This is a genomic window from Kitasatospora sp. NPDC056273 (assembly GCF_042268845.1).
GTDB lineage: Bacteria > Actinomycetota > Actinomycetes > Streptomycetales > Streptomycetaceae > Kitasatospora.
Window position 1 is genome coordinate 63,941 of sequence record NZ_JBHJSJ010000036.1, and the last position, 25,094, is coordinate 89,034.

Here is a 25,094-nt window from a genome sequence, read left to right on the forward strand (position 1 = left end):
GGGCCGGACCGGCCGGCGGGCCCGAGCCCGTCGCCCGGTGCCGCCCGAGCCGTGCCCGGGCGCCCGCGCGATCCGTTCGCCCGCGCCCGTTCGTCCGCGCCGTCTCGTCGGTCGGGCACCGGCCGCGACACGAATACGCCTCAGGATGGGCGGGGGGACGGAACGCAGCAAGCGCTTCGGGCATATTCCGGCGATCGGGCGACAGCGCGGTGCATACTGTCCCGCTCACGCTCGCGAGCCTCGTACCGGTGATCGTCCGACCCGGGCAGACCTGCCGGTCCCGCGGTCGGGAACCTACCGCCGCGCGCCCCGGGCGCCCCGCCCGCCACTCGCGAACCACCCGTGCGGCGCGTGTCCGACGGTGCTCGTACGGCGGCGCCGACGGACGCCCCCGCCGACCCTGCCGTCACATCGACCGACCGTCGCACCATCCGGCGGTCCGGTCCCGGAGGACGACGGTCCGGTCCCGGGGTCGGCGGTCCGGACCGGGGAGCACGTCCAGGAGGACGGCGATCCGTGGGGAACGGTTCCGTTCTTGCCGGAATCGCCCCCGGCGCCGCCCGGCCGCGGGATACCGTTGGGTACGCCAGCGAACCCGTCAGGAGGGTGGTTCCCGATGGCCACCCCGGAGCGGACCCCGCGCTGGGACGAGCAGTTGCAGCGCCGCCTCGCCCGCGGCGAGGAGACGGCGCTCGGCGAACTCTACGACCAGCTCGCGCCGATGGTGCACGGCCTGGCCGGGCGGATACTGGCCGACCAGGCCGCCGCCACCCAGCTCACCCGGGAGGTCTTCGCCCACGTCTGGGAGCACCCCGAGGACTTCGACCCCGCCCGGGGCTCGCTGCGCTCCTGGCTCGGCGCGCTGACCCACCACCGCGCGGTCGAACGGCTGCGGGCGCGGCGGGCCGCCGACCGCGGACCGGGCGCGGAGGCCGAGATCCGTGCCGTGGCCACCGCCGCGCGGATGCAGTACGTGGTCGACTCCCTGCCCCAACCCCTGCGTGAGACCATCGCGGTGACCTACTACGACGGTCGCACCTACCACGAGACGGCCCGGCTGCTCGGCATCAGCGAACAGGTCGCCAAGCAGCGGATGCGGCTCGGTCTGGAGCTGCTGGCCACCGAACTGGCCGAGGAGCGCGCCCGCCAGGACGGAGCCGGGGACGGAATCGGGCACGGGGACGGGGAGACGTGAGCAGCACTGAGGAGCAGCACGACGCCCTGCGCTCGCTGCTCGGCGCGTGGGCCCTCGGCGCCTGCCCGGCCCGCGAGGCGGCCGAGTTGGAGCAGCACCTGCGCGACTGCCGGGAGTGCGCCGAGGAGGCGGCCCGGCTGCGCGAGGCGGCCGGCTGGCTCTCCCTGGACGAGCCGCTGGACCAGCCCGGCTCGCTGCGCCAGCAGGTGCTCGACTGGTGCCTGGCCCGTCGCCCGGCCGAACTGCCCGTCCCCGCCTGGGGGATGCCGTACACGGCGGAGACCGCCAAGCTCGACGCGCTGCTGCGCGACCTCGGCCCGGAGGAGTGGCAGGAGGTGGCCGAACTGCCCTGGCACGGCGGCACCGAGTGGCTGCGCCCGGCCGAGGTGCTCGGCCATCTGACCGCGGTGGACGGCTTCCTGGCGCTGGCACTCGGTCTGCCCGACCCGGTGCCGGCCGCCCCGGGCCTGCCCGCCGCGCGGATCGGGCGGCGGGTGCCGCCGCAGGAGCCGGCCGCCGGTCCGGCGGTGCCGCGCGTCCCGCCGCAGGGCGGTCCGTACGCCGCGATCACCGCGCGCACCGCCCGGCTGGTCGCCGACCAGCGCGGTCTGGCACCGCAGTCGGTGCGCTCCCGCTGGCGGCGGCAGGCCCACGACCTGGTGCGCGGGGCCGCGCTCCGGCCGCAGGGCAACACCCCGGTCGACTACGGCTTCGCGGTGCTGCCGCTGCGCGACGCCTTCGTGGACCGCGCCTTCGAGTGCTTCGTGCACGGCGAGGACGTGGCCCGGGCGGTCGCCTACCCGTACGACCCGCCGGCGCCGCAGCACCTGCGGCAGATGGTGGAGCTGGTGGTCCGGCTGCTCCCCCGGGCGCTGGCCGGGCTGCGCGCGGCCCGCCCCGAGTTCGCCGGGGTGCCGGCCGCGCCGGTGGGCGGGGTCAAGGCGGCCCGGCGGGTGCGGCTGATGGTCGACGGCCCGGCGGGCGGCGAGTGGCTGGTCCCCCTCGACGGCGACGGCTTCCGCACCGACGGCTCCGACAGCACCGACGGCAGAGCCGGCAGAGACGGCACCGAGCCGGTGGCCTCGATGGTGCTGGACGGCCTGGAGCTGTGCCAGCTGGCCGCGGCGCACCGCGACCCGGACCGGCTGCCGGTCGGCACCCACGGCGACCGGGCCGCCGTCCGCGAGGTGCTGCACGCGCTCCCGCTGCTCTCCAGGCCGTAGCCGGCCGTAGCAGGCCCCAGGGCCCCGGCCCCGCGCCTCAGGCGAAGACGACCGTACGGGTCCCGTCCAGCAGCACCCGGTGCTCGCTGTGCCACTTCACCGCGCGGGCCAGCGCCTGGCACTCGACGTCCCGGCCGAGCGCGACCAGCTGGTCGGGGCTGACGTCGTGGGTGACCCGGGCGACCTCCTGCTCGATGATCGGGCCCTCGTCCAGGTCGGCGGTGACGTAGTGGGCGGTGGCGCCGATCAGCTTCACGCCGCGCGCGTGCGCCTGGTGGTACGGCTTGGCGCCCTTGAAGCTCGGCAGGAAGGAGTGGTGGATGTTGATCACGCGGCCGGACAGCGCGGTGCACAGCTGGTCGGAGAGCACCTGCATGTAGCGGGCCAGCACGACCAGTTCGACGTTCTCCTCGGCGACCAGGTCGAGCAGCCGCTGCTCGGCCTCGGCCTTGGTGTCCTTGGTGACCGGGATGTGGTGGAACGGGACCCCGTAGCTCTCGGTCAGGTCCTTCAGGTCGGTGTGGTTGGAGACCACCGCGGCGATCTCCACCGGCAGGGCGCCGATCCGGGTGCGGTAGAGCAGGTCGTTCAGGCAGTGCCCGAACTTGCTGACCATGAGCACGATCCGCATCCGCTGCTCGGTCGGGTGGATCTGCCAGTCCATGCCGAAGGAGGCGCCGATCGCGGCGAAGCTGGCCCGCAGCTTGTCGGCGGTGACCGGCTCGGGGGCGGAGAAGTGCACCCGCATGAAGAAGAGCCCGCTGTCGCCGTCCCCGAACTGCTGGCTGTCGATGATGTTGCAGCCGGTCATGAAGAGGTAGCTGGAGACAGCGTGGACGATGCCCTGCTTGTCGGGGCAGGACAGCGTGAGGACGTACTGGGCGCCGGCCGGCTGCTGCACTGGGGGTATCCCGTTCTAGGTCGTGACGTGCGTGGACGGTCCAGCGTGTCACATCCCGGACATGCGCCGTCCCGCTGCCCGTACTGCGGGACGGCTGCTACTGCGGGACGGCGGCGCCCGGCGGTCAGACCCGGGTGAGGATGCGCAGCACGTCCAGCGACTTCGGCGGCGCGTCCGGGTCGTCCCCGTCGCCCACGGCCATCGCGACGTGCGCCTCGCGGGCGGCCCGGACGGTCTCCGGCCAGCCGGGGTGGCCGAGGTAGGCCGAGGCCGGCGCGTCCGCACCGACCTCGTGCAGCATCTGCACGGCCCGCAGCACCGCGACGTCCACCAGTGCGGCCTCGGCGGCGTCGCGGAAGATCGTCCCGACGTACTTCTCGGCCGACCAGTGGTCCAGCCAGGTGTCCTCGACCAGCCGGTAGACGGCGTCGGTCACGTCGCCGTACCCCTCCCGGCCGGTCAGCCAGGCCTCGTGCTGGAAACCGGGGTCGGACAGCATGTGCAGCGCCGAGCGCATTCGGGCTCGCCAGCGCCACCAGGGCAGGTCGTTGAGCGGCATGCCGCCCATCGTGCTGGAGCGGTGGCCCGGACGAGAAGGGTTTCGGGTGGACCGATACGAAGAATCTGTGCTGGCGGACATGGTGAACGATCGTACGTTCCCCGTCTGTTCGTGCTCCACTCGCGATCTACACGCGTACCGCCCCGGATTTCGGCGTCCGTTTGCCGTCCGTTCGCACTTCGGCCCTCTCGGCTTGCGGCGCCGGGGCTTGGCTTGCTCCGGTGCGCCGGAGGGCGCCCCAGAGAGGGAAAACCGATGACCAGCCGAAGGGACTCCTTCCAGGCCCGTCCCCCGATCGTGCGACGCCGCCGCCGACGCCCGATCGCAGCCGCCGCCACCGCCGCGGTCCTGCTCCCCACCCTCTTCTCGGCCTCCGCGTGCGGCGGATCGGCCGATGCTTCCACCAGCGGCAGCGACCTGACCGTGATGACCTGGGCCCCGGCGGGCACCGGCTCCGCCGACCGCCCGGGCATGACGGCGCTCGCCTCCGCCATCGGCCAGGACGTCAACACCAAGGGCGGACTGAACGGCCACCGGCTGCGCGTGATCACCTGCAACGAGCACAACACCGTGGACGGTGCCCGCGCCTGCGCCCAGCAGGCGGTGGACGCCAAGGCGGTCGCCGTGATCGGCTCGTACAGCCAGTGGGGCGAGGCGTTCATGCCGGTGCTGGAGCGCGCCGGCATCCCGCTGATCGGCGGCTACGGGCTCTCCCAGCCGGAGTTCGCCAGCCCGCTGTCCTACCCGGTGGACGGCGGCATGCCGGCGCTGATCGCGGGCAACGGCCGCCAGCTGGTGGACGCCGGCTGCAAGTCCGTCGCCCTGGTCCGCCCGGACACCCCGGCCGGCGACAACCTGCTCGGCTACCTGGGCACCGCGCTGCGGCCGGCCGGGATCCGGCTGACGGACGTCAAGGCGCCCGAGCAGTCCTCCGACTACACCCCGGTGGTCCGCAAGGCGATCGGCAAGGACGAGCCGGGCACCTGCGTCACCAGCGCCCTGGCCGCCGAGCCGACCGGCAACCTGCTGGACTCCTACCGGCGGCTGAACCCGAAGAACACCCGGATCGCCTCGATCATCGGCAGCGTCCAGCAGTCGGTGGTGGACTCCACCGGCGGCGACTCCGGCCCGCTCGGCGGCGCCTACGTCACCAGCTGGTACCCGCCGGAGTCGGCGAAGATCTGGGACGGGCTGCGCGCCGTGGTGCGCACCGACACCACCAACGGGCACCCGATCGACGTCTCCGACCCGGGCGTGCAGACCACCTGGGTCGCGTACGAGGTGTTCCGGACGGCGGTGCAGAAGCTGGCGGAGGCCGGCAAGCCGGTCTCCTCGAAGGCCGTCTCCTCGCTGCTGGACGGCGGCGAGGTCATCGACGTCGGGATCACCCCGCCGCTGAACTGGGGCACCACCAACATGCTGCCCAGCAGCGGGTCGCCGCGGCTGGTGAACACCTGGGTCACCTACCAGGTGGTCAGGAACGGCCGGATGACCCTGCAGCAGCCGGGCTTCGTAGACATCCGCTGGACGCTCACCGGAGGCCGTCCGCCGGCCTGACGCACGCCGCCCGGAGCGGAGCGGGGACGGGCCCTCGGGCCCGTCCCCTCCGGTCGTTCAGGGGCCGCCGCCGCTCAGCGGGCGCCGCCGCTCAGAGGTCGCCGTCGTTCCGGTTCGGCAGTCCGCTCTGGGCGGCGATCGTGTTCCAGAGCGTGGCGGCCTGCTTCTTCGCGGTGGTCGCGGTGCCACTGGCCTGGACGGCGTTCTTGTAGTGCGGGTTGTCCTGCTTCTTCGCGTCGCAGGCGCCCTGGGCGTCCTGCGCCCAGGCCGCGTACTCGTCGTCGGCCTGGGCCGAGGCCGTCCAGGCCGCGTTGAGCTGGTCGACCAGCTGCTGGCCGCCGGGCAGCTTGTCGGTCTTCAGCTGGCCGAGCTTGCTCTGGAGCTCGCGCCGCTTGCCGGCCGCGGCGGTCAGCGCCTGCTGGGACTCGGGCAGCTTGTCGCACTTCTGCACCGAGGCGACCGCGGAGACCACCGAGCTGCGGCTGTCGCTCGCGGTGCCCAGCAGGTCCGACAGCGGCTGCGCCTGGGCCTTGACGTCCGGGTCGACGGCCGCGCCGGAGCCGCTCGCGCTCGCCGTCCCGGGGGCGCCGGTGCCGGTGGCGCCGGCGGTGGCGGCCACCGGGCCGGTCTTCTTGGTGTCGTCCGTGGGCTCGCTGCCGCCGTTCATCAGGACGGCGACCAGGATGCCGGCCGCCGCGCAGCCCGCCACCACACCGCCGATGATCAGCTTGTTGGACGGACGCCCGCCCCGCCTCGAGCCACCCGCCTGGGTCGCGTCGAAGCCCTGGCCGTAGTCCTGCCCCTGCTCCGGGGCGTAGCCCTGGTGGTAGTCCTGCGCCGGGTAGGCCGGCTGCGGCTGCGCGGCCGGCGGGTAGGCCTGGTAGCCGGGCGCGGGCTGCGGCTGCGGCTGCGGCTGCGGGTAGCCGGGCTGGGCCTGCGCCGCCGGGTAGCCGGCCGTCTGCGGGTCGCCGCCGGGGTAGGGCGGCAGGTACTGGGTCTCCGGGGCCGGATCGGGCTGCGGCGCACCGTACCCGGGCTGCGCGGCGCCGTACCCGGGCTGCGCGGCGCCGTAGCCGGGCTGCGGCGCGCCCCACGGGGCGTTCGGCGCGGGCATCGGCTGGCCCGCCATCGGCTGGCCGGGCATCGGCTGCGCGGGCATGGCCTGGGTCGGCAGCGCGTGCGCGCCCTCGCCGAGGTACTCCGGCTGCCCGGAGGGCTGTCCCACCGGCGGCACCGCCGAGTGGGCCTGCGGCGGGCCCGGCTGGCCCGGCTGGCCCTGGGGCTGGCCGGGCTCGGGGCGGAACAGGTCGTCCAGGTTGAAGTCACCGGAGTTCGGGTACGAGCGGCGCTGACTCAACGCGATTCCTCACCTGTGCAGGACCGCGCACTGACGGCGGACCACATCTCGTCGGTTCTTGGGAGCATCACAGTTCCATTGGACGTCGCGCCCACGCTACCGGTTCGCCTCACCGGGTGACCACGTGGGCGGGACATCCGTCACGCTCCCTGCACAGACGATCCGCGGCGGCCCCGGGCCCAGGGCCTGTCTTCTGGATCCTCGCCGGGTCCGCCAGGATCCAGGAGACAGGCCCTAGGCCGCCTCGGCGTCGGCCCGGGCGTGGAACTCCCGGACCACCCGCTGCTCCCGGTAGGGCTCCAGGCGGCGCCGGAACTCGTCCAGGTACTCCACGCCCCGGTTGGAGCGCAGCCCGCTCAGCAGCCGGACCGCCTGGGTGCCCGTCTCGCAGGCGCGTTCCAGGTCCCGCTGCTGGAGCTGGGCGGTGGCCAGCAGGACGAGGTCCACCGCGCGGCGCCGGACCCGGGTCGGCGGGTGCAGGTCGAGCGCCCGCCGGGCGTAGTGCTCGGCCGGGCCGGCCTGCTCCAGGTCCCGGTGGCAGTGGGCGAGCTCGTCCGCGAGGTAGGCGTCGTCGAAGTGGGCGATCCAGTCCGGGTCGTCCTCCGGGCGGCGCTTCTCCATCGCCTCCAGCGCCCTGGCCGACACCGTCTCGCAGGAGCGGGCGTCGCCGAGCAGGGCGTGGCCGCGGGCCTCGGCGGCGTAGAACATCGCCATCGCCGTCGGGGTGGCCACCGAGCGGGCGCCTTCCTGGGCGGCGCGGGCGAGTTGGGCGATCTCGCGCGGGTTGCCGAGGGTGGCGGCCAGGTGGCTCATCGAGGCGGCCAGCACATAGCCGCCGTAGCCGCGGTCGTCGGCGGCCTGGGCCAGCCGCAGCGCCTGGATGTAGTAGCGCTGGGCGAGCCCGGGCTGTCCGGTGTCCACCGCCATGTAGCCGGCCAGTTCGGTCAACCTGGCCACGGCGGCGAAGAGTTGGCGCCCGGTCTCCTCCCGGTAGGCGCCGCCGAGCAGGCCGGAGACCACCGAGTTGAGGTAGTGCACCACCACCGGGCGCACGTGGCCGCTGCCGAAGCGGTGGTCCAGGTCGACCAGCATCGCGGTGGTCGCCTTGATCGCGGCCACGTCGGTCGGACCGACCCGGGGACCGCCGGCCCGCGCCACCACCGGGTCCGGCGGGGTGATCAGCCAGTCCCGGCTGGGCTCCACCAGCGCGGACGCGGCGACCGTCGCGCCGGTCAGGAAGTCCCGCCGGCCGACGTCACTGCGCCACAGCTCGCACACCTGCTCCAGGGCGGCGCCGATGGTCGGCGCGAACTGGAGCCCGATGCCGGAGCTCAGGTTCTTGCCGTCCGCCATGCCGATCTCCTCGACCGACACGCTGCGGCCGAGCTTGCGGCCGAGGGCCTCGGCGATCACGGCCGGCGCCTGCCCGCGCGGCTGCTGCCCGCGCAGCCAGCGGGCGACGGAGGTCTTGTCGTACCGAAGGTCCAGCCCGTGCTCGGCGCCGCAGAGGTTGACCCTGCGGGCCAGGCCGGCATTGGAACAGCTGGCCTCCTGGATCAGTTGCTGCAGACGCTCGTTGGGCTGTCGTGCGACGAGTGGTCTCGCGGCCATTGGGCTTCGCCTCCCCACACCCTCCGGTCCCGGCCGGCGGGCGACGATTCTGCTGATCTGTTGCCGACTGTCCGACCGTCCAAGGAATCTGACACCAGGTTAGCGATCAGCAACGCCAGCGGGATACCCACGGTGACGAACCGCACCCCCCTTGCGCCCTGGTAAATGCTCCTGTGCGCCCCCGCTGCGCCTGCCCTCGGGCCCTTCAACTCGGTCGACTAACCGGAACGGGTGACATTGCCGCGATGCACCCAACCGGGCGGCTCCGGGCCGTAACCAGCCTCACGCACGGTAGTTGAGCACCCCGTGGAAGACATCCCCGACGCGGACCGGAACGAGAAGGCCGCTCCGCCCCCCTTACTCATCGAAGCCGTCGGCTACGCCGAGACCCGCCACTGGGAGGTCGCCCCGGGCGCCTGGCTGGTCGACGACGGCGACGGCGGCGTCCGCTGCTCCTGCGGCGACCGGCGCTGCACGCTGCCGGGCGCCCACCCGCTGGACCCGGACTGGGCGCGGCAGGCGAGCGCCGGCCCCGGCGCGGTGCGGAGCTGGTGGACCGAGCGGTCGCAGGCGTCGATCCTGCTGCCCACCGGGCGCTCGTTCGACGTCCTGGACGTCCCGGAGACGGCCGGCTGCCTGGCGCTCGCCCGGATGGAGCGGATGGACCTCCAGCTCGGCCCGGTGGCGGTCCAGCCCGCCGCGCCCGGGCGGATCGGGCGGCGGCTGCACTTCCTGGTGCTGCCCGGGGTCGCGGCCAGGCTCCCGGAGATGCTCCGCCGGCTCGGCTGGCCGCCCGGCCGGCTGGACCTGGTCGCCCGCGGCGAGGGGGACTGGACGGTCGCCCCGCCGTCCCGGATCGGCTCCCTCGGGTACGCCCAGTGGGCCCGCTCCCCCACCGCGCTCAACCGCTGGCTGCCGGACGCCGCGGAACTGATCAGCCCGCTCGCGTACGCCTGCGGCCGCGAGGCGCCCTCGGTCCGCACCGCCGGGGCCGCCCAGCCCGCGCCGGTGGGCTGAGCCCGGGCCGCTCCCCCGACCCGCTCCGTCCGACCCGCGCCACCCGGCCTGCTCCGTTCGGCCCCGGGCGTGTCGGACGCCCCCGAGACCAGCCGCCCTCTGCCGATCGGGTGAGGGCGTGCTCCGCGCGACACCACGCGCGCGAGTGACGGGCCTTGTCCCCCACCGGGGACGGGGCCCGTCATACGCATGTCCGGATAAGGCCTCCGTGTACCCGCTGGTCAACCGGCAAAGCCCCTCGTACGAGTGACAGCACTCAAGGATTGCCATGATCGGCCGAGGGGAGGAATTGCGATGTGTGGGGACGCCGGCAGGGGCGCTCGGACGGGGAAGCCGGGCGGCGGCGACGGAGGGGAAGCGGGAGGGAACAGGAGGGGACGGAGGGGATGGGGAGGACGAAGGGGCCCGCTGCACGGGGAGCAGCGGGCCCCTTCGCCGTACCGGAGTACCCGGCGTACCGGAGTACTCAGGCGCGGTACGGGCTCAGGCGCGGTACGGGCTCAGGCGCGGTACGGGCTCAGGCCTGGGCGACGAAGACGTGCTGGGCGATGTCCTTGCCCAGCTCCGCCGCGTTGTCCCCGGTGCCGACCAGCACGCCGCCGACGCCGGCGCTCACCTTGACCGTGGAGCCCGGCCGGACGCCGGCCCGGCGCAGGGTGCTCATCAGCGCGCTGTCCGTCTGGATCGGCTCGCCGATCCGGCGGACCACGACGTCGGCCCCGGCCTCGCCCGGCTTGACGGTGTCCAGCGGGACGAGCCCGGCGTCGAAGCCCTCGCCCTCGGCCTTGGTGTCGCCCAGCTCGTCCAGGCCCGGGATCGGGTTGCCGTACGGGGACTGGGTGGGGTGGCCGAGCATGGCGAGCACCTTGCGCTCGACCGTCTCGCTCATCACGTGCTCCCAGCGGCAGGCCTCCTCGTGCACCTGCTCCCACTCCAGGCCGATCACGTCGACGAGCAGGCACTCGGCGATGCGGTGCTTGCGCATGACGCGCACCGCCAGCCGGCGGCCCTCCTCGGTCAGCTCCAGGTGGCGGTCCCCGGCGACCTGGAGCAGCCCGTCGCGCTCCATCCGGCCGACCGTCTGGCTGACCGTGGGACCGCTCTGTTCCAGGCGCTCGGCGATGCGGGCGCGCATCGGGACGATGCCCTCCTCCTCCAGCTCCAGGATGGTGCGAAGGTACATCTCAGTGGTGTCGATCAGCCCAGACATCGCCGCTGGCTCCGTTCTTCGGTGTCCTCACCGCCAATTCTGACGTACCGGACCGACAACCGGGTCCGCCCCGGGGCTCCGGGGACCCGTTTTGTTCCTGTTGACAACGATGCCGCCGGGGCGCGACCGTGCTCGCCGAAGCTTTCTCCACCGGCGGTCTGGACCACCCGGACCACCCCACCCGGCCGGATCCCCCACCGGCAGAGAGCGAAGGCAGCAGATGAACGACCTGGTCGGCCGGTACTTCGACGCGGCGATCTCCCACCTCCAGCGGGTCCGCGAGGAGGAGGCCGACACCATCGAGGCTGCCGCCGCGCTGCTGGCGGAGGCGATGACCGAAGGTCGCCGGGTGTTCACCTTCGGTGCCGGGCACTCCGCGCTGCCGGCCCAGGACGTGGTCTACCGGGCCGGCGGGCTGGTCCCGGTGAACCTGCTGAACGTGCCCGGGATGGCCGGGGTGACGGTGATGCCCGCGCCGCTGTCCAGCGCGCTGGAGCGGGTCTCCGGGCTGGCCACCGCCACCCTGGACCTGACCCCGGCGACCGCCGGGGACCTGCTGTTCGTGATCTCGCTCTCCGGCCGCCAGGTGATGCCGGTCGAGCTGGCCCGGTACGCCCGGGACCGCGGCCTCAAGGTCGTCGGTGTGACCTCGCTCGCGTACCCGCGGGAGGTGCCCTCGGCGCACCCGACCGGCACCTACCTGAAGGACCACTGCGACGTGGTGCTGGACAGCAAGATCGCGGTCGGCGACGGCGAGCTGACCCACCCCGGCGCCGAGACCACCTTCGGCCCGGTCTCCACCATCGTGACCAGCGCGCTGATGCAGGCCGTGGTCGCCTCGGCGGTCGGCCGGCTGGCCGACCGGGCGGCCGCCGGGGAGTGCCCCGCGCCGCCGCTGTTCCGCTCCGGCAACGTCCCGGGCGGCACCGAGTGGAACGCGAAGCAGATGGCCGAGAACGCCGAGCGGGTCTTCTACACCTACTGAGCCGCACTCCCGCCCGGGTGAACCCGCCGGTCCGCACCGGCAGGTCGCCCGCGCACACCCGTCGGCCGCCGCACGCCCCCACCGCCTCCCGCACGCTGGGTGCCGGACCGAACACGGGGAGTACCGGACAACCACCGGGTCTTCCCGGCCACATCCGGCCGCCCCGGCCGTCACCAGGCGTACCGGCGAGCCGCCCGGGGCAGGAGAGCGGTGCGACCGGAGCGACTGGTGGGGGCCGAACATGGCGTCTGTTGCGGGACGGACCGGGTGGGTGCGTGAGCGGGACCTGCTGCCCGAGTTCTTCTGGGCCGCCGACGCGGCCTCACTGCGCGGGCAGCGGCGCTCGGTGCTGCTCTCCGCCTGGGAGCTGGTCCTGCTGGTGGTCGCCGCGGCGACCGGCTCCGCCGACGGCGAGCCCTGGGCCTGGCCGGCGGCGGCGGCCTACCTCGGCGCGATCGCGCTGGCCGTGGTGATCAGCCGGCAGAACCCGCAGGGCCTCTGGTACGAGGGCCGGGCGGCCGCCGAGTCGGTGAAGACGCTGGCCTGGAAGTACGCCGTCCGGGCCGACGCCTACCAGCCCCCGCCGCGCCCCCTGCCGGACGCCGAGGGGCTGTACCGCTTCCAGCTCGCCCGGGTGCTCGGCGCGTTCCGGGAGACCCCGGTGGGCGTCCCGGACGCCGGGGTGGAGATCACCCCGGCGATGCGCGACCTGCGCGGGCAGCCGCTGGCGGTGCGCCGCGAGGTGTACCTGGCCGAGCGGATCCGGCTGCAGCACGACTGGTACCGCGCCAAGGCCCGCTACTGCGCCCGCGCCGGGCACTGGGCCGGGGTGCTGGGCGTGCTGCTGCCCGCGCTGGGCCTGGTGCTCGCCGTCCTGCGGGCGCTCGGCGCGTTCGGCTACGACGCGCTGGGCACGGTGTCGGCGGTGGCCGCCTCGGTCGCCGCCTGGGCGCAGCTGCGCCAGTACCGGCCGCTGGCCGCCGCGTACGCCCTGGCCGCCGAGGAGCTGGCGCAGGTCCAGCGCCAACTCGCCCAGCTGGACCTGGAGTCGATGGAGGCCGAGGAGGTCTGGGCCCGCCTGGCCCGGGACGCCGAGGACGCGATCTCCCGCGAGCACACCACCTGGCAGGCGCGCCGGGAGGTGCGCACCACCACCGACCGGGAGCACGCAACCGACCCGGAGCACTGAGGAGGCCGCAGGTGTCGTTACGGACGGTCAAGACGGCGGACGACCGCGCCCTCGCCGTGGAGTCCCTCGGCGACCCGCGCGGCCGTCCGGTCTTCCTGCTGCACGGCATGCCCGGCAGCCGGGTCGGCCCGCACCCGCGCAGCACCGTGCTGTACCGGCTGGGCGTACGGCTCATCTCGTACGACCGGCCCGGCTACGGCGACTCGACCCGGCTGTTCGGCCGCCGGGTGAGCGCGGCGGCCGCGGACGTGCGGACCATCGCGGACGAGTTCGGGCTGGAGAACTTCGCGGTGCTCGGCCGCTCCGGCGGCGGCCCGCACGCGCTGGCCTGCGCGGCGCTGCTGCCGGAGCGGGTCAGCCGGGCGGCGGTGCTGGTCGGCCTGGCCCCGCGCAACGCGACCGGTCTGGACTGGTACGCGGGGATGACCCCGTCCAACGTCCGCGCCTACAAGGAGGCCGAGCGCGGGCACGGCCGGATCGCCGACGCGATGGAGTTCCGCTCCCGGCAGATCAAGGACGACCCGGTCCGGCTGCTGAACGGGCTGCGCACCGAACTCTCCGCCGCCGACCGGGAGGTGGTGGCCGACAGCGGGCTGCGGCGGATGCTCCAGAGCAACTACCGGGAGGCGTTCCGGCACGGCGCGGACGGCTGGATCGACGACGTGCTGGCCTTCACCGCCGACTGGGGGTTCGAGGTCGGGTCGGTCCGGGTGCCGACCTGGCTCTGGCACGGCGCGGACGACCAGTTCTCGCCGGTCGACCACTCCCGCTGGCTGGCCGACCACATCCCGGACGCCGAGCTGTTCCTGGAGCCCGGCGCCGCGCACTTCGGGGCGTTCCGGGTGATGACCACCGCGCTGGCCTGGGCGGCCGGCTGGGGTGCCCCGGGGGGTTCGGACCTCCACCGGCGTCCGGGGCGCTGAGCCGCCGTCAGATGAGCTGGACCACCGGCGTCAGCGGCGCCGAACCGCCGAGCACCGCCAGCACGTTGTCCACCGCCAGGCCGCCCATCGCCTGCCGGGTGCGGACGGTGGCGCTGCCCAGGTGCGGGGCGAGCACGGCGCGCTCCTGGGCGAGCAACGCGGACGGGACGGCCGGCTCGCGCTCGAAGTTGTCCACGGCGGCGGCGAACAGCGCGCCGGACTCCAGCGCGGCGGCCAGCGCCTCCTCGTCCACCACGCCCGCGGTCATGCTGACCACCACCGCGCCGCGCGGCAGCAGGGCGAGCCGGCGGGCGTCCAGCAGGTGCCGGGTGTCGGCGGTGAACGGGCAGGTGACGACCAGCACGGTGGAGGTGGCGAGCAGTTCCTCCAGCGGCTTCCAGTCGGCGCCCCCGGCCTGCTCGGGCGGCAGTTCGCGGCGGTTGTGGTAGCCGACCGGCATGTCGAAGGCGCGGGCCCGGCGGGCCACCGCCTGGCCGATCCGGCCCATGCCGAGCACGCCCAGCGGGGTGCCGGCCAGCTCCATGCCGAGCAGGAAGTTCGGCGCCCAGGTCCAGGGCGCGCCGGAGCGCAGCAGCCGCTCGCCCTCGCCGAGCCGGCGGGTGGCGGCCAGCAGCAGCGCCCAGGCCATGTCGGCGGTGGCGGTGGTGAGCACGCCGGGGGTGTTGGTGACCAGCACCCCGCGTTCGGCGCAGGCGGCCACGTCCACGTTGTGGTAGCCGACGGCGTGGTTGGCGACGACCGCCAGCCCCGGGCCGGCCGCGTCGAGGAACTCGGCGTCCACCCGGTCGTCCAGGGTGGTGATCACGGCCCGCCGGCCGCGGACGGCGTCCAGCAGGGCGGCCCGGTCCATCGCCAGGTCGGAGTCGTGGCAGGTGACGGCGTGGTGCGCGGTGAGCCGTTCGATGACGCCGGGGGCGAGGCGCCGGGTGACCAGGACCGGGGGCGGGGTGCTCATGGTCCGGCAGCGTACCCCGCCCCCTGCCCGGTCAGACCGGCTGCGGCTCCAGGTCCCGGTTGATCCGCTTCCAGCCGCGCGCGGCGACCGTGTTGGGGTGCTCCTCGCCGAACTGCCGGATCAGCTCGGAGATCGCCCGGGCCCGCAGTTCGGCCGCCTGGGTGTGCCGCCCGCCCGACCGCAGGGTGATCGCCAGGTTGGCCTCGCAGGCCACCGCGTCCGGGTGCTGGGCGCTGTAGCGGTCGCAGAGCCCCTGGTACGCGGCCCGGCCGAGCCGTTCGGCGCGGTCCAGCTGCCCGTCGTCGCCGTAGGCGTTGGCCAGGTTGATCATCGCGTTGAGGGTGTACGGGTGCTCGGGCCCGACCGAGCGGGTCAGCCCCTCGAAGGTGATCCGGCCGCGCTCGATGGCGCCCGGGACGTCGCCGCTGCCCCGCAGGTAGATGCCGAGGTTGTTGGCGCAGGCCAGGGTGAACGGGTGCTCGTCGCCGAACAGCCGCCGGTGGCCCTCGAAGACGGTGGAGCAGAGGTCGCGGGCGGCCTCCTTGTCGCCGGAGGCGCTGTGGTCGGCGGCCAGGTTGAGCGCGCAGGCGAGCGCGTCGGGGGCGTCGGCGCCGTAGCGCTCCAGGTAGCGCTCGTAGGTCTCCTTGGTGATCCGGCGGGCCTCGGCGAGCTGGCCGATCCGGCGCAGCGAGACGGCCAGCGACTTGGCGTTGCGCAGGTTCTCCGGCAGGTCCGGGTCGAGCACGTCGCCGAGGTCGGAGGTGACCTCCTGGAGCAGGTCCACCGAGCCGCGGTAGTCGCCGAGTTCGCGCAGGTCGCGGGCCAGGTTGGACTTGGTGGACAGGGTGTAGGGGTGCTTGGGGCCGAGGACGGCGGTGCGCCGGTCGAGGGTCTCCTGGTCGAGTTCGCGGGCCGCCTCGCTGTCGCCGACCAGCCGGTAGTCGATCGCCAGGTTGTTCGCCATGGAGAGCGTGCGCGGGTTGTCGTCGCCGAACAACTCGCGGAACTGGTCGAGGATTTCGCGGTCGAGGTCGAGGGCGGCCTGGAACCGGCCGAGCGCCCTGCGGTCGGCGCCGAGCGAGCCGGCCGTCATCAGGGTGTACGGGTGGTGCTCGCCGAGCAGAGCCCGCTGGCGCTCCAGGGTGTCCTCGTCCAGGGCCAGCGCCTCGCCGTAGTTCCCCTGGGAGCGCAGCACGTTGGCGAGCTGGAAGCGCAGCAGCAGGGTCTGCCGGTCGTCCTCGCCGAGCTTGCCGGTCCACTCCACGTCCAGGGCGTGGCCGAGGTCGCGGGCGCGGTCGAGCTCGCCGCGCTTCCACAGGTAGCGGACCCGGTCGATGAGCAGCTGGCGGGTGTCCGCCTCGTCGCAGTTGTGCGCCTTGGACGGCGACAGGTGCGGCCAGATCTCGTCGAAGGCGGGCCAGTTGGCCGGGTCGTCGGTGTCGCCGAGGACGGGCCGGGCGCCGGTGAGGATGCGGTGCACCTCGTGGACGGCGACCTCCTGCTCGTCGGCGGTCATCCCGGCCCGGATCACCGCCTGGACGAGCCGGTGCACCTGGAAGCTGTTGCTGCCGGCGTCGACCTTGGCCAGCGCGTACCGGCCGATCGCCTGGATCACCTTGCCCAGCATGAACTTGTCGCTGAGGTCGGCGTCGAACCGCACCAGCGCCCGGATCATCTGGTCGCTGTAGAACAGGTTCATCGAGATCGGCTCGGGCGCGAAGAACGCGCAGAGCTGGAGCAGCCGGACGGCCGCCGGGGACTGCTGGCGCAGCCGTCCGATCGACACGTTCCAGGTCGCGGCGACCGGGGTCGGGTAGTCGGCCGGGCGGCCGACGGCCAGCGCGCGGGCGGCCTCGGCGTGCAGCTGGGAGACATAGGTCTCCACCGGGGTGCCGGTGGTGTCCAGCCAGGCGGCGGCCACCTCGACGGCCAGCGGCAGGTCGCCGACCGCCTCGGCGACCCGGTCGGCGTCCGGGCGGGAGAGGCTGCGGGCGCGCCGGCACAGGTGCTCGACGCTCTCCCCGCGGGTGAAGACGTCGACCTCCAGCGCCTCGGCGTGCCCGGTCCAGGCCTGGTTCCGGGAGGTGACCAGGATGTGGCCGGAGCCGCCGGGGAAGAACCGGCGGATCTCGGCGGGCTCGTCGGCGTTGTCGAAGATCAGCAGCCAGCGCGAGGTGGGCACGCCGCGCCGCAGCGCCTCCCGGGCCGCCTCGGCGGCCTCGGTGACCGAGTCGCCGACCCGCAGGCCGAGCCGGCGGGCGAGTTCGGCGAGCGCCGGGGCGACCAGCTCGATCTGCTCGGCGTCGATCCACCAGACCAGGTCGTAGTCGGACATGAAGCGGTGGGCGTACTCCAGGGCCACCTGGGTCTTGCCGACGCCGCCGAGCCCGTACAGGGTCTGCGGGGTGGGCAGCACGGCCGCCATGCCGCCGCGCAGCTGGTTGCGCAGCTGCTCCAGGACGGCGGCGCGGCCGGTGAAGGAGGGGTTGCGCGGCGGGACGTCCCACACCGAGGGCTTGCTGCCGGGGAAGCGCGGGCCGCCGCTGGGCGCCTCGTCGAGCGGGGAGTCGCCGCGGCCGAGCGCGCGCAGCAGGCTCTGGATCGACTGGGTCTCGTCGCGGCCGACCAGGTCGACCGGGTTGCGGTTGCTGAACGGCGCGGTGAGCCGGACGTCGCCGACCCGGACCGGCAGCAGCTGGCGCCGGGTGCCGGAGGGGTCGGAGCTGACCACCGACTCCCACAGCGCCCGCGCCTGCGGGGAGCGCTGGTAGGCGGGCGAGAGCACGGCGACCGTCCGGTACGCGGAGTCGATGCCGCGCTCGGTCTCCTCGCGCGGGTCGGTGCCGGCGCTGAGGTCGCGCGGCAGCACCCGGAAGCCGGCCCTGGTCAGGACGGACTCGATCCAGTCCGCCCACATCCGGTCCTCGGGGACGTAGGACAGGTAGAGGTCGGCGGGCACGGACGGGCGGCGGCGGGTGAACGCGTCCACGTAGCGCAGCCGCACCTCCTCGTCCATCGGCGGCAGGCCGGCCGCCCGGCCCTCGGTGATCATGGAGGTGAGCCGCTCGCAGGCGGCCAGCATCGAGGTGGGCGTGCCGGTCTGGTCGCCGAAGGTCGCGAGGATCTCCTCGTAGGCGTAGAACGGCCGGTACGGGATCTCCACCGAGCCCCAGTACTGGGCGAGTTCCTCGCCCTCGAAGCCGGTCGGCAGCCCGTCGAAGCGGACCCGGGCGAGGGCGCGGCCGGCGTCCGCCTTCTCCTTCTCGCCCTCGTCGATGCGCATCGGGACGGGCAGGATGCGGATGCCGCGCTCGCGGTAGCGGTCGTGGATGTGCTGGGCGATCCGGGAGGCGCCGTCGATGGACTGGTCGCTGAGGGTGAAGCAGACCACCAGGTCGTCGGGCATCTGGACGGTGCAGATCTCGGCGATGTCGGACAGGCCGGTGCGGGAGTCGATCAGCACGTAGTCGTAGCGCTTGGCCATGTCGGCCTTGAGGGCGTCGAAGAACTGCCCGCCGTCGAAGCGGTCGTAGAAGATGTCCCAGTCGAGGTGGGTGACGGCCTCGGAGTAGTCGCGGTTGAACTGGCCCGCGGAGAGGAAGTCCAGGCTGCCGCCGGCCGGGAAGTGCGGCCAGATGAGCGAGAGCGCGTGCGGGTGCACCCGGGCGAAGTCCAGGTGCCAGCCCTCGGCGTGCTCGACCGGGCGCAGCGCCTCCTCCCGGTACTCGGCGATCAGGTCCATCATGCCGGTGGTGCCGGCCAGCGAGGCCTGGTCGAGGAACGGGTGGAAGAACTTGGCGAGGCCGGGCGCCTCCAGGTCCCAGTCCACGGTGAGCACCCGGAACCCGTTGGCGGCCAGGATCCAGGCGGTGTTGGCGAGCGCCATGGTGCGGCCGGTGCCGCCCTTGTACGAGTAGAAGGTGATGATCCGGCCGTTGCGGTCCTGCTCCGCCGCCTGCCGCTGGGCGGCCAGGTCGGCGGCGGTGAGCCCGCCGAGGCGCAGGTTCCTGGTGACGTTATCGCTCATCGTGGTCCTCGTCCTCCCAAGGGCGCCATCCCGTCATCGGGTTCATCGCCGTCGTCGCGGTACGGTGCGTGCTCGCGGTGCGGGTCGTTGCCGTTGTTCCGACTCCGGTGCTGGGTGCGGCCGTTGCCGTTGCTTCTGCTGTCGGCGGGATCGTCCCCCTGGTCGTCCCCGAAGGGGTCCGCCGGGGCTCCGTCCGACCCGTACCCGCCCCCTGGGCGCCGGAACGCGTCCCGCAGGCTCGGCCGCGGTGGCGGCGGTTCCTCCGGTTCGGCCCGGGTGCGGCCCTCGAAGGCGTACTTGGCCTTCATCGCCGCCCGGGGCAGCGCGTCGTCGAAGTCCTCCAGCGTGTGCAGCCCGGTCGGGCCGGTCGCGCCGAGGAAGCTCGGCCGGCTCGCGCGCCGGGTGATGCGCAGCGCATCGTCGCTCAAGTCGCCGAGTTCGTCGGAGCGTTCGGCGCACTCGGGGTCGTCGCCGTTGAACGGCTCCAGGATGCTCACCCAGGTGGCGTCCGAGCGGTCGAAGCGCCGGACCAGTTCGCGCCGGCGCGGGTCGCGCAGCGCCCAGCGGTCGAGCAGCAGCAGGCCGGGTGCCTCGGCGTTGCCGTCGATGATCGACTCGACCTCGTCGTCGAACTCGTGCACGGTCGGCTGGAACCCCAGCTGCCGTGCGAGACGGGCCGCGTGCTGGGCGATCGGCGAGCCGACCGGCCGGTACGGGTGCCAGTCGGTGCGCCGTTCGCCGTAGTAGTCGGGGCTGCGGTCGGCGGGCAACTCGTTCTGGTGGTAGGAGAGTACGGAGATCCGCAGCTGCTTGGTCGGGGCGGTGACGTTGAAGGCGCTCGGGAGGGTGTTGAACTCCAGCCGCCGCCCGACCGGGATCACCGTCTCCTCGGCGACCTGGACGATCCGGGCCGCCAGCCGGTGCACGGCCAGCTCGTAGGAGGAGCGGAAGTAGCTGAGCTTCATCAGCGCGTAGAGCCCCTCGGTGGCGTACTCGGGTCCGAAGCTCGTGTGGTTGAACTGGAGTTCACTGGCCACGTTCGGCAGCCGGTAGCGGCTCATCGGCGCCCACAGCACCGGCACGATGCCGCTGGTGCGCTCGGAGTCGAGGTTCGCCGGGTAGACCGGCCGACGGGTGAAGGCGTGCCACTCCTGGCCGCACGGGACGCTGTTGAAGTACCTCGGGGAGTACAGGGGTACGAAGACCCGGCACGTCGCCAACTCGTCGGACAGCCGTTCGGCCCACAACTCGCCCTGGTGCATGGACTCGTCCATGAAGCCGACCGCGACCCCGTCCGGGACGGTGGTGAGCTGCAGCACCGCCTCGCAGAGGTCCCGGTACAACTGCCTGACCCAGTGGTTCGGGTCGCTCGCGCCCCGCGCACCGGCCTTGGGGGTGTGCGCGTAGGAGAGGAAGAAGTACGGCCGGGCGTCGTCCTCGTCCCAGCCCCGGTCAGTCACACGCGCCTCCCCCGGGCCCGTCGGCAAACCTGCCTCCCGCAGCCCCCGTGCGGCGGGGCTTCAGTGTAGGAACGACTGACACCCCAATGGAATAGCACAACGTCTCGCACGAATTGACATGACCGAAACGATGCCGCCACCCGTGCACAGGGAGCAGTACCCTCGTTCCGGCCGCCACGCACCACCAGGAGGGCATCCGTGGACCACCTCGACTGGCAGAGGTCCAGCACCAGCAGCGACAAGGATGACTGGATCGAGATCGCCTCCGCGGGCGACCACGTCTACATCCGGCAGTCCAACGACCCCACCCTCGTCGTCACCACCACCCGCATCAAGTTCAACGCCTGGGTCCGCGGCGCCAAGGCCGGCGAGTTCGACCACTTCGTCGCCTGACCCCGCCGGGCCCCTGAGGCGGGAACGGGAAAGCCGGACAATTCAGCGCCTTTCCCGATTCCTCCCGCGGACTTCCGCACCGCCGCGGACCCGGCCGGTTCCGCGGCGGTGCGAACTCACCGACCTGCGGCCGCTCAACGGCCACCTCGGCCAGGGCGGTCAGGGCCGCAGCCACCGGCCGGTGACCCCGGTGGCGGCCGGCGCCGAGCGCGTGCTGGTGGGCACGGCCGGCGTCTGACGCCCCGGACTCAGGCCATCCACACCCGGGCGTCGGCGTTCTCGTCGGTGATCCGCTTCAGTTCCCCGTCGACGGTCGCGGCCGCCCGCCGGAAGACCTCCCGCCCCGCTTCGGTGAGTCGGATCTGGTAGCCGCGGCCGTCGCCCGGGGAGGGCCTGCGGTCCACGTACTCCGCGTCGACCATCTGCGTCAGCATCCGGGAGACCTGGGGCTGGCTGCGCGAGGTGCGGGTACTGACCTCTCCCGGGCGGACCCAGTCCCCCTCCGCCCACAGCACCTCCATGATCTCGTACGCGGTCACGCAGAGGTCGAACTCGTCGGACAGGGTGTGCTCGATCCTCTGGTTCATCTGCGCGCAGACGCGCACCAGGGACAGCCACCGATCGGCAAGAGGAGTGTTCGCCACGCTCCGCAGTCTAGATCCGACCCCCCTTCCATGTCGATTCATGCGCATGTATCTTGTTGCCCCGGAAAGGAGAACCGATGACTGAGGCAATCTCACTCGTGGACGCCAAGCAGGAGAACGACCGAGGAACCGAGCAGGGGCAGGAGCGGCAACCCGCCAAGACCTCCTGGATGCCGATGGCCGCCGTCGGCGTCGCCCAGCTGATGGTCATGCTGGACTCGACGGTCGTGAACGTGGCGCTGCCCTCGATCGGCTCCGAGCTCCCCGCCGACCAGACCGCCCTCCAGTGGACGATCAGCGCCTACATCCTCATGTACGGCAGCCTGCTGCTGTTCGGCGGCCGCGTCGCCGACGTCGTCGGACGGCGCCGGTCCTTCCTGGCCGGCCTGACCACCTTCGCCGTCGCGTCCGTCCTGTGCGGCCTCGCCGGCAACCAGGAACTGCTGATCGCCGGCCGCGTGCTCCAGGGCCTGGGAGCCGCGGTGCTCTCCGCCGCCGCCCTGTCGATCGTGGTGACGGTGTACCAGAACGAGGACCAGCGCAAGGCCGCCCTCGCCACCTGGAGCGGCCTCGGCGTGATCGGGGCCATCCTCGGCGCCGTCCTCGGCGGGCTCGTCGTCTCGGCCGTCAGCTGGCGCTGGGCCTTCCTGATCAACATCCCGATCAGCCTCGCCTCCGGGATCATCGGCCTGCGCAGCCTGCCGGCCATGCGCGCCGACGGCCGCCGCCCGCTGCGCCTGCCCACCGCCTTCTTCGCCACCGCCGGCCTGGCCTGCCTGTCCTTCGGCCTGATCCGGCTGCACGACGGCATGACCTCCGTCACCGCGTGGGCCAGCATGGGCCTGTCCGTGCTCCTGCTCGCCGGCGTCGCCCGGGCCGAACTGGGCAAGTCCGACCCGCTGCTCCCTCTGCACCTCCTGCGCATCCCCACCTACTGGCTCAGCAGCCTCGGGCTGCTGCTCGCCGCGATCGTGATGATGGGCAGCTCCTACCTGGCCAGCAACTACTTCCAGGGCGCGCACGACATGAGCGCCTTCGCCACCGGCCTCTCCATGCTCCCCATGGGCCTGGCCGCGCTGGTCTTCGCCTCCGTCGTGCCCAACCTCATCGGCGCCGTCGGCCCGGGCCTGACCTACCTGATCGGCGCACTCACCCAGATCGCCGGCGCCGCCGTCCTGGTCACCGGACCGTCCAGCACCGTCGTCGCCATCGTCGCGCTGACCGTCATCGGGGCCGGCCTGCCCACCTGCTTCGTCCCGCTGTACGGGGTCGGCACCTCCCACGTGCTCCCCGAGGAGTCCGGCGTCGGCTCCGGCCTGCTGAACACCTTCAACGAGAGCGGCGCCGCCCTCGGCATCGCGGTGATCGGCACCATCCTGGCCACCTCCACCGACGGCGAGCTGGCCTCCGGCGCCACCGCCCCGGACGCCATGACCACCGGCGTCGGCAACGGCTTCCTCGCCGTCGTGATCTGCGCGGCCCTCGCCGCCTGCATCGCCCTGGGCCTGCACCGGCTGACCCGTGCCGCCGGGCAGACCGCGACCACGGAGTCCTGAAACCACCCCCTCCCCGGGCCGAACCGGCCCCCCGGAACGCCCGACCGGCCCCCCGCCGGTCGGGCGTTCCGCTGTCCGGGCCCGGGGGTCACCCCCCGTAGCGGGCGGCCAGGGTCCGGACCGTTGCGGCGATGCGGTCGCGGAGTTCGGCCGGTTCCAGGACCTCGACGTCGGCGCCCAGTCGCAGGAACTCCCCGTGCGCGTGGTCCAGCGACTCGATCGGCACCCGGGCCTCCGTCCAGCCGTCGGCCGCGGCGGCGACCCCGAGGCGCCGGGCGCCCTCCGGGGTGAGCCGGAGCAGCGCCTCCCCGGTGTGCAGCCGGGCCCGGAAGTCGGCGAGGTAGTCCGCCCAGTACGCGCCCAGGCCGAAGCCGTCCGGCACCGCGAACTCCTCGTCCAGCTCGCGCAGTTCGACGACCTGGTCGACCCGGTACGTGCGCATCCCGGTCGGCCCGGCGGCGACCAGGTACCAGCGCCCCGCCTTGAGCACCAGCCCGTACGGCTCCACCCGCCGCTCGATCTCCTCCGGCGCCCGCCAGCGCCGGTACCGCAGCACCACCGCCCGGCGCTCCCACACCGCGGCGGCGACGGCGGCCAGGTGCGGGGTCTCGTCCGCCGCGCCGTACCAGCCGGGCGCGTCGAGCAGGAAGCGCTCCTGGATCCGCCCGGCGTGCTCGCGCAGTTCGGCCGGCAGGGCCGCCCGCAGCTTGAGCTGGGCGGCGGCGAGCGCCTCACCGAGGCCCAACTCGGCTGCGGCGCCCGGGAGTGCGGCGAGGAAGGCGGCCTGGGCCTCGTCGGCGGTCAGCCCGGTGAGGCGGGTCCGGTAGCCGTCGACCAGCCGGTACCCGCCGGCGTGCCCGGCGTCGCCGTACAGCGGGACACCGGCGGCGGCGAGCGCCTGGACGTCCCGGTAGACCGTACGGACGGAGACCTCCAGCTCCGCCGCCAGCTGCTCGGCGGTCAGCCGGCCCCGGTTCTGGAGCAGCAGGAGCAGGGCGACCAGCCGACTCGCGCGCATGTCGCCCAGTATCCACTGACAGGGGATGTCAGGGGAGCGCTCCTACGCTGCGGCCCATGAACGACTTCACCCGCACCGGGACGGCCGCCGCATGAGCCCCGTCGTCGAACTCCGCCGGTACACCCTGCACCCCGGCGCCCGGGAGACCCTGATCGAGCTGTTCGAGCGCGAGTTCGTGACCGGCCAGCAGGCGGTCGGCATCACCGTCGGCGGCCGCTTCCGCGACCTGGACGACCCGGACCGCTTCGTCTGGCTGCGCGCCTTCCCCGACATGGCCGGCCGGCGGCGCGCCCTGGAGGCCTTCTACGGCGGCCCGGTCTGGCGGGAGCACCGCGACGCGGCCAACGCCACCATGGTCGACAGCGACGACGTCCTGCTGCTGCGCGGCCCCGGCTTCACCCCGCCCGCGGGCGCCCGCGAGGTCCTCGCCACCGTCTGCCACCCGGCCGACGCCGCCGCCTTCGACGCCTTCGCCACCGAACACCTGCTCCCGGCCCACGCGTTGCACCGCACCGAGCACGCCGAGAACGACTTCCCCCGGCTGCCCGTCCGCACCGGCGAGGACGTCCGCGTCTGGTTCGGCCCCGCCGAGCCGGCCCCCTGGCCCTCCCGGCGACTTCGGCTGGAACCCGTCACGCCGTAGCCCGCCGGACGCACCCTGCCGCACCCGCTCCGTCAGGGGCCGACGAGCCCCGCCAGCCCGTCGGCCGACTCCGGTGCCAGGCGGTAGAACCCCTGGAGGCCGACCGCCCGTTCGAGGCGGCCGTCCACCACGTGCTTCAGGTTCCGGGTCCGGTTGCGGCGGTTGCGCCAGGTGAGCCGCTCCAGCAGCTCGCCCGGCACCGGCCGGTCGAAGCGCACCGGCGTCGCGTCCACGTGCACCGCCGAGGCGCCGCAGCCGCCGGCGCCGAGCATCGACCAGGCCTCGTGCCCGGGGAACGGCGGGTCGTCCCAGCTCGCGGCGGCGGCGCCGCAGCAGTCGCCCCGCTCCCGGTCGACCACCCGCATCCGGCTCACCACGAACACCTCGCACCGGTTGACGTGCAGCGCGTACACCTCGTCCCCGGCCCGGGCCCCCGACCAGGCGGGCAGCGAGGTGTGCACCCCGCTGAAGGCGACCGGGGGCCGGGCACCCACGTGGCCGGCCTTGCGCAGGGCGCGGCAGGTCGGCTGGGTCCACAGGACGGTGAAGGCGTCGGGCATTGGTAGTTGGAGGCGCGGTGCTCCTGCGAGCCCGGTTCCTCCGTCCCCTTTCAATCCGTGCATGCGGTTTTCCCGCACACGGCTTACCGA

Annotated in this window: 21 protein-coding genes; 10 read left to right on the plus strand and 11 right to left on the minus strand. The window is 73.9% G+C overall.

The window, feature by feature from the left end; all coding sequences use genetic code 11:
* The first annotated feature begins 616 nt into the window (after positions 1-616).
* Both ACFCY1_RS27455 and ACFCY1_RS27460 read left to right on the plus strand, forming a co-directional pair.
* Positions 617-1,195 (plus strand): RNA polymerase sigma factor, encoded by a 579-nt coding sequence (locus ACFCY1_RS27455; RefSeq protein ID WP_074005505.1) that lies wholly within the window; start codon positions 617-619, stop codon positions 1,193-1,195.
* Positions 1,192-2,418, plus strand: coding sequence for a zf-HC2 domain-containing protein (locus ACFCY1_RS27460; RefSeq protein ID WP_375876386.1), 1,227 nt, complete (start codon positions 1,192-1,194; stop codon positions 2,416-2,418). The genes ACFCY1_RS27455 and ACFCY1_RS27460 overlap by 4 nt, the downstream gene beginning before the upstream one ends.
* 37 nt (positions 2,419-2,455) lie before the next feature.
* Here ACFCY1_RS27460 and purU read toward each other — a convergent pair whose 3' ends face one another.
* Both purU and ACFCY1_RS27470 read right to left on the minus strand, forming a co-directional pair.
* On the minus strand, positions 2,456-3,319 hold the full coding sequence (purU, locus tag ACFCY1_RS27465) for a formyltetrahydrofolate deformylase (RefSeq protein WP_181970649.1): 864 nt from the start codon (positions 3,317-3,319) through the stop codon (positions 2,456-2,458).
* Positions 3,320-3,443: 124 nt separating this feature from the next.
* The gene (locus ACFCY1_RS27470) at positions 3,444-3,959 is read right to left on the minus strand and encodes a hypothetical protein (protein WP_074005503.1); all 516 of its coding nucleotides are present in this window, start codon (positions 3,957-3,959) and stop codon (positions 3,444-3,446) included.
* Positions 3,960-4,133: 174 nt separating this feature from the next.
* On the opposite strand from ACFCY1_RS27470, the gene ACFCY1_RS27475 reads away from it, so the two are divergent.
* Complete coding sequence (locus ACFCY1_RS27475) at positions 4,134-5,435, plus strand: ABC transporter substrate-binding protein (RefSeq protein WP_049649970.1); 1,302 nt, start codon at positions 4,134-4,136, stop codon at positions 5,433-5,435.
* Positions 5,436-5,526: 91 nt separating this feature from the next.
* On the opposite strand, the gene ACFCY1_RS27480 is transcribed toward ACFCY1_RS27475, so the two are convergent.
* A complete protein-coding gene (locus tag ACFCY1_RS27480) occupies positions 5,527-6,792 on the minus strand; it encodes a hypothetical protein (protein ID WP_375876387.1) in 1,266 nt (421 codons plus the stop codon).
* Between the two features lie 234 nt (positions 6,793-7,026).
* A complete protein-coding gene (locus ACFCY1_RS27485) occupies positions 7,027-8,403 on the minus strand; it encodes a hypothetical protein (RefSeq protein WP_049649968.1) in 1,377 nt (458 codons plus the stop codon).
* A 306-nt stretch (positions 8,404-8,709) separates the two neighbouring features.
* Between ACFCY1_RS27485 and ACFCY1_RS27490 the strand changes: the two genes are divergently transcribed.
* Positions 8,710-9,420 carry a bifunctional DNA primase/polymerase gene (locus ACFCY1_RS27490; RefSeq protein WP_053111970.1) on the plus strand — a complete coding sequence of 237 codons (711 nt, stop codon included), beginning with the start codon at positions 8,710-8,712 and terminating at the stop codon, positions 9,418-9,420.
* Between the two features lie 517 nt (positions 9,421-9,937).
* Here the strand turns inward: ACFCY1_RS27490 and ACFCY1_RS27495 are convergent.
* A complete protein-coding gene (locus ACFCY1_RS27495) occupies positions 9,938-10,630 on the minus strand; it encodes a metal-dependent transcriptional regulator (RefSeq protein WP_049649967.1) in 693 nt (230 codons plus the stop codon).
* A 220-nt stretch (positions 10,631-10,850) separates the two neighbouring features.
* Here ACFCY1_RS27495 and ACFCY1_RS27500 point away from each other — a divergent pair, with 220 nt between their 5' ends.
* From ACFCY1_RS27500 to ACFCY1_RS27510, 3 genes are all read left to right on the plus strand, one after another.
* Positions 10,851-11,615, plus strand: a complete 765-nt coding sequence (locus ACFCY1_RS27500) for a sugar isomerase domain-containing protein (protein ID WP_049649966.1) — start codon at positions 10,851-10,853, stop codon at positions 11,613-11,615.
* A 271-nt stretch (positions 11,616-11,886) separates the two neighbouring features.
* Complete coding sequence (locus tag ACFCY1_RS27505) at positions 11,887-12,804, plus strand: DUF4231 domain-containing protein (protein WP_049649965.1); 918 nt, start codon at positions 11,887-11,889, stop codon at positions 12,802-12,804.
* Between the two features lie 11 nt (positions 12,805-12,815).
* Positions 12,816-13,727, plus strand: coding sequence for an alpha/beta fold hydrolase (locus ACFCY1_RS27510; protein ID WP_049649964.1), 912 nt, complete (start codon positions 12,816-12,818; stop codon positions 13,725-13,727).
* Between the two features lie 7 nt (positions 13,728-13,734).
* Here the strand turns inward: ACFCY1_RS27510 and ACFCY1_RS27515 are convergent, their stop codons facing one another.
* The 3 genes from ACFCY1_RS27515 to ACFCY1_RS27525 are packed head-to-tail and all read right to left on the minus strand — an operon-like array spanning position 13,735 to position 20,190.
* Positions 13,735-14,703 (minus strand): D-glycerate dehydrogenase, encoded by a 969-nt coding sequence (locus ACFCY1_RS27515; RefSeq protein WP_074005500.1) that lies wholly within the window; start codon positions 14,701-14,703, stop codon positions 13,735-13,737.
* Positions 14,704-14,734: 31 nt separating this feature from the next.
* Complete coding sequence (gene fxsT, locus ACFCY1_RS27520) at positions 14,735-18,730, minus strand: FxSxx-COOH system tetratricopeptide repeat protein (RefSeq protein ID WP_375876388.1); 3,996 nt, start codon at positions 18,728-18,730, stop codon at positions 14,735-14,737.
* Positions 18,727-20,190 (minus strand): TIR-like protein FxsC, encoded by a 1,464-nt coding sequence (locus ACFCY1_RS27525; protein ID WP_375876389.1) that lies wholly within the window; start codon positions 20,188-20,190, stop codon positions 18,727-18,729. Before ACFCY1_RS27525 ends, fxsT begins: the two co-directional genes overlap by 4 nt.
* A 198-nt stretch (positions 20,191-20,388) precedes the next feature.
* Between ACFCY1_RS27525 and ACFCY1_RS27530 the strand changes: the two genes are divergently transcribed.
* Entirely contained in the window at positions 20,389-20,583 is a 195-nt protein-coding gene (locus ACFCY1_RS27530) for a DUF397 domain-containing protein (RefSeq protein WP_074005498.1), read from the plus strand.
* A gap of 248 nt (positions 20,584-20,831) precedes the next feature.
* On the opposite strand, the gene ACFCY1_RS27535 is transcribed toward ACFCY1_RS27530, so the two are convergent.
* The gene (locus ACFCY1_RS27535) at positions 20,832-21,227 is read right to left on the minus strand and encodes a MarR family winged helix-turn-helix transcriptional regulator (protein WP_158077779.1); all 396 of its coding nucleotides are present in this window, start codon (positions 21,225-21,227) and stop codon (positions 20,832-20,834) included.
* Positions 21,228-21,304: 77 nt separating this feature from the next.
* Between ACFCY1_RS27535 and ACFCY1_RS27540 the strand changes: the two genes are divergently transcribed.
* Complete coding sequence (locus ACFCY1_RS27540; RefSeq protein ID WP_074005493.1) at positions 21,305-22,783, plus strand: MFS transporter; 1,479 nt, start codon at positions 21,305-21,307, stop codon at positions 22,781-22,783.
* Positions 22,784-22,871: 88 nt separating this feature from the next.
* Here ACFCY1_RS27540 and ACFCY1_RS27545 read toward each other — a convergent pair whose 3' ends face one another.
* Positions 22,872-23,801, minus strand: a complete 930-nt coding sequence (locus ACFCY1_RS27545; protein WP_375876390.1) for a helix-turn-helix transcriptional regulator — start codon at positions 23,799-23,801, stop codon at positions 22,872-22,874.
* Positions 23,802-23,892: 91 nt separating this feature from the next.
* Here ACFCY1_RS27545 and ACFCY1_RS27550 point away from each other — a divergent pair, with 91 nt between their 5' ends.
* Positions 23,893-24,444, plus strand: a complete 552-nt coding sequence (locus ACFCY1_RS27550) for an NIPSNAP family protein (protein ID WP_049649952.1) — start codon at positions 23,893-23,895, stop codon at positions 24,442-24,444.
* Between the two features lie 32 nt (positions 24,445-24,476).
* Here the strand turns inward: ACFCY1_RS27550 and ACFCY1_RS27555 are convergent, their stop codons facing one another.
* Positions 24,477-25,004: a hypothetical protein gene (locus ACFCY1_RS27555; protein ID WP_375876391.1), complete on the minus strand. Its 528-nt coding sequence runs from the start codon at positions 25,002-25,004 to the stop codon at positions 24,477-24,479.
* Between the last annotated feature and the right edge of the window lie 90 nt (positions 25,005-25,094).

Bases quoted from the DNA above. Each gene is read 5' to 3' on its own strand.
- ACFCY1_RS27495 (WP_049649967.1), bottom strand. From the start codon at position 10,630: ATGTCTGGGCTGATCGACACCACTGAGATGTACCTTCGCACCATCCTG.
- ACFCY1_RS27475 (WP_049649970.1), top strand. From the start codon at position 4,134: ATGACCAGCCGAAGGGACTCCTTCCAGGCCCGTCCCCCGATCGTGCGA.
- ACFCY1_RS27485 (WP_049649968.1), bottom strand. From the start codon at position 8,403: ATGGCCGCGAGACCACTCGTCGCACGACAGCCCAACGAGCGTCTGCAG.
- ACFCY1_RS27515 (WP_074005500.1), bottom strand. From the start codon at position 14,703: ATGAGCACCCCGCCCCCGGTCCTGGTCACCCGGCGCCTCGCCCCCGGC.
- ACFCY1_RS27540 (WP_074005493.1), top strand. From the start codon at position 21,305: ATGACTGAGGCAATCTCACTCGTGGACGCCAAGCAGGAGAACGACCGA.
- ACFCY1_RS27550 (WP_049649952.1), top strand. From the start codon at position 23,893: ATGAGCCCCGTCGTCGAACTCCGCCGGTACACCCTGCACCCCGGCGCC.
- ACFCY1_RS27455 (WP_074005505.1), top strand. From the start codon at position 617: ATGGCCACCCCGGAGCGGACCCCGCGCTGGGACGAGCAGTTGCAGCGC.
- ACFCY1_RS27555 (WP_375876391.1), bottom strand. From the start codon at position 25,004: ATGCCCGACGCCTTCACCGTCCTGTGGACCCAGCCGACCTGCCGCGCC.
- ACFCY1_RS27545 (WP_375876390.1), bottom strand. From the start codon at position 23,801: ATGCGCGCGAGTCGGCTGGTCGCCCTGCTCCTGCTGCTCCAGAACCGG.
- fxsT (WP_375876388.1), bottom strand. From the start codon at position 18,730: ATGAGCGATAACGTCACCAGGAACCTGCGCCTCGGCGGGCTCACCGCC.
- ACFCY1_RS27470 (WP_074005503.1), bottom strand. From the start codon at position 3,959: ATGTCCGCCAGCACAGATTCTTCGTATCGGTCCACCCGAAACCCTTCT.
- ACFCY1_RS27500 (WP_049649966.1), top strand. From the start codon at position 10,851: ATGAACGACCTGGTCGGCCGGTACTTCGACGCGGCGATCTCCCACCTC.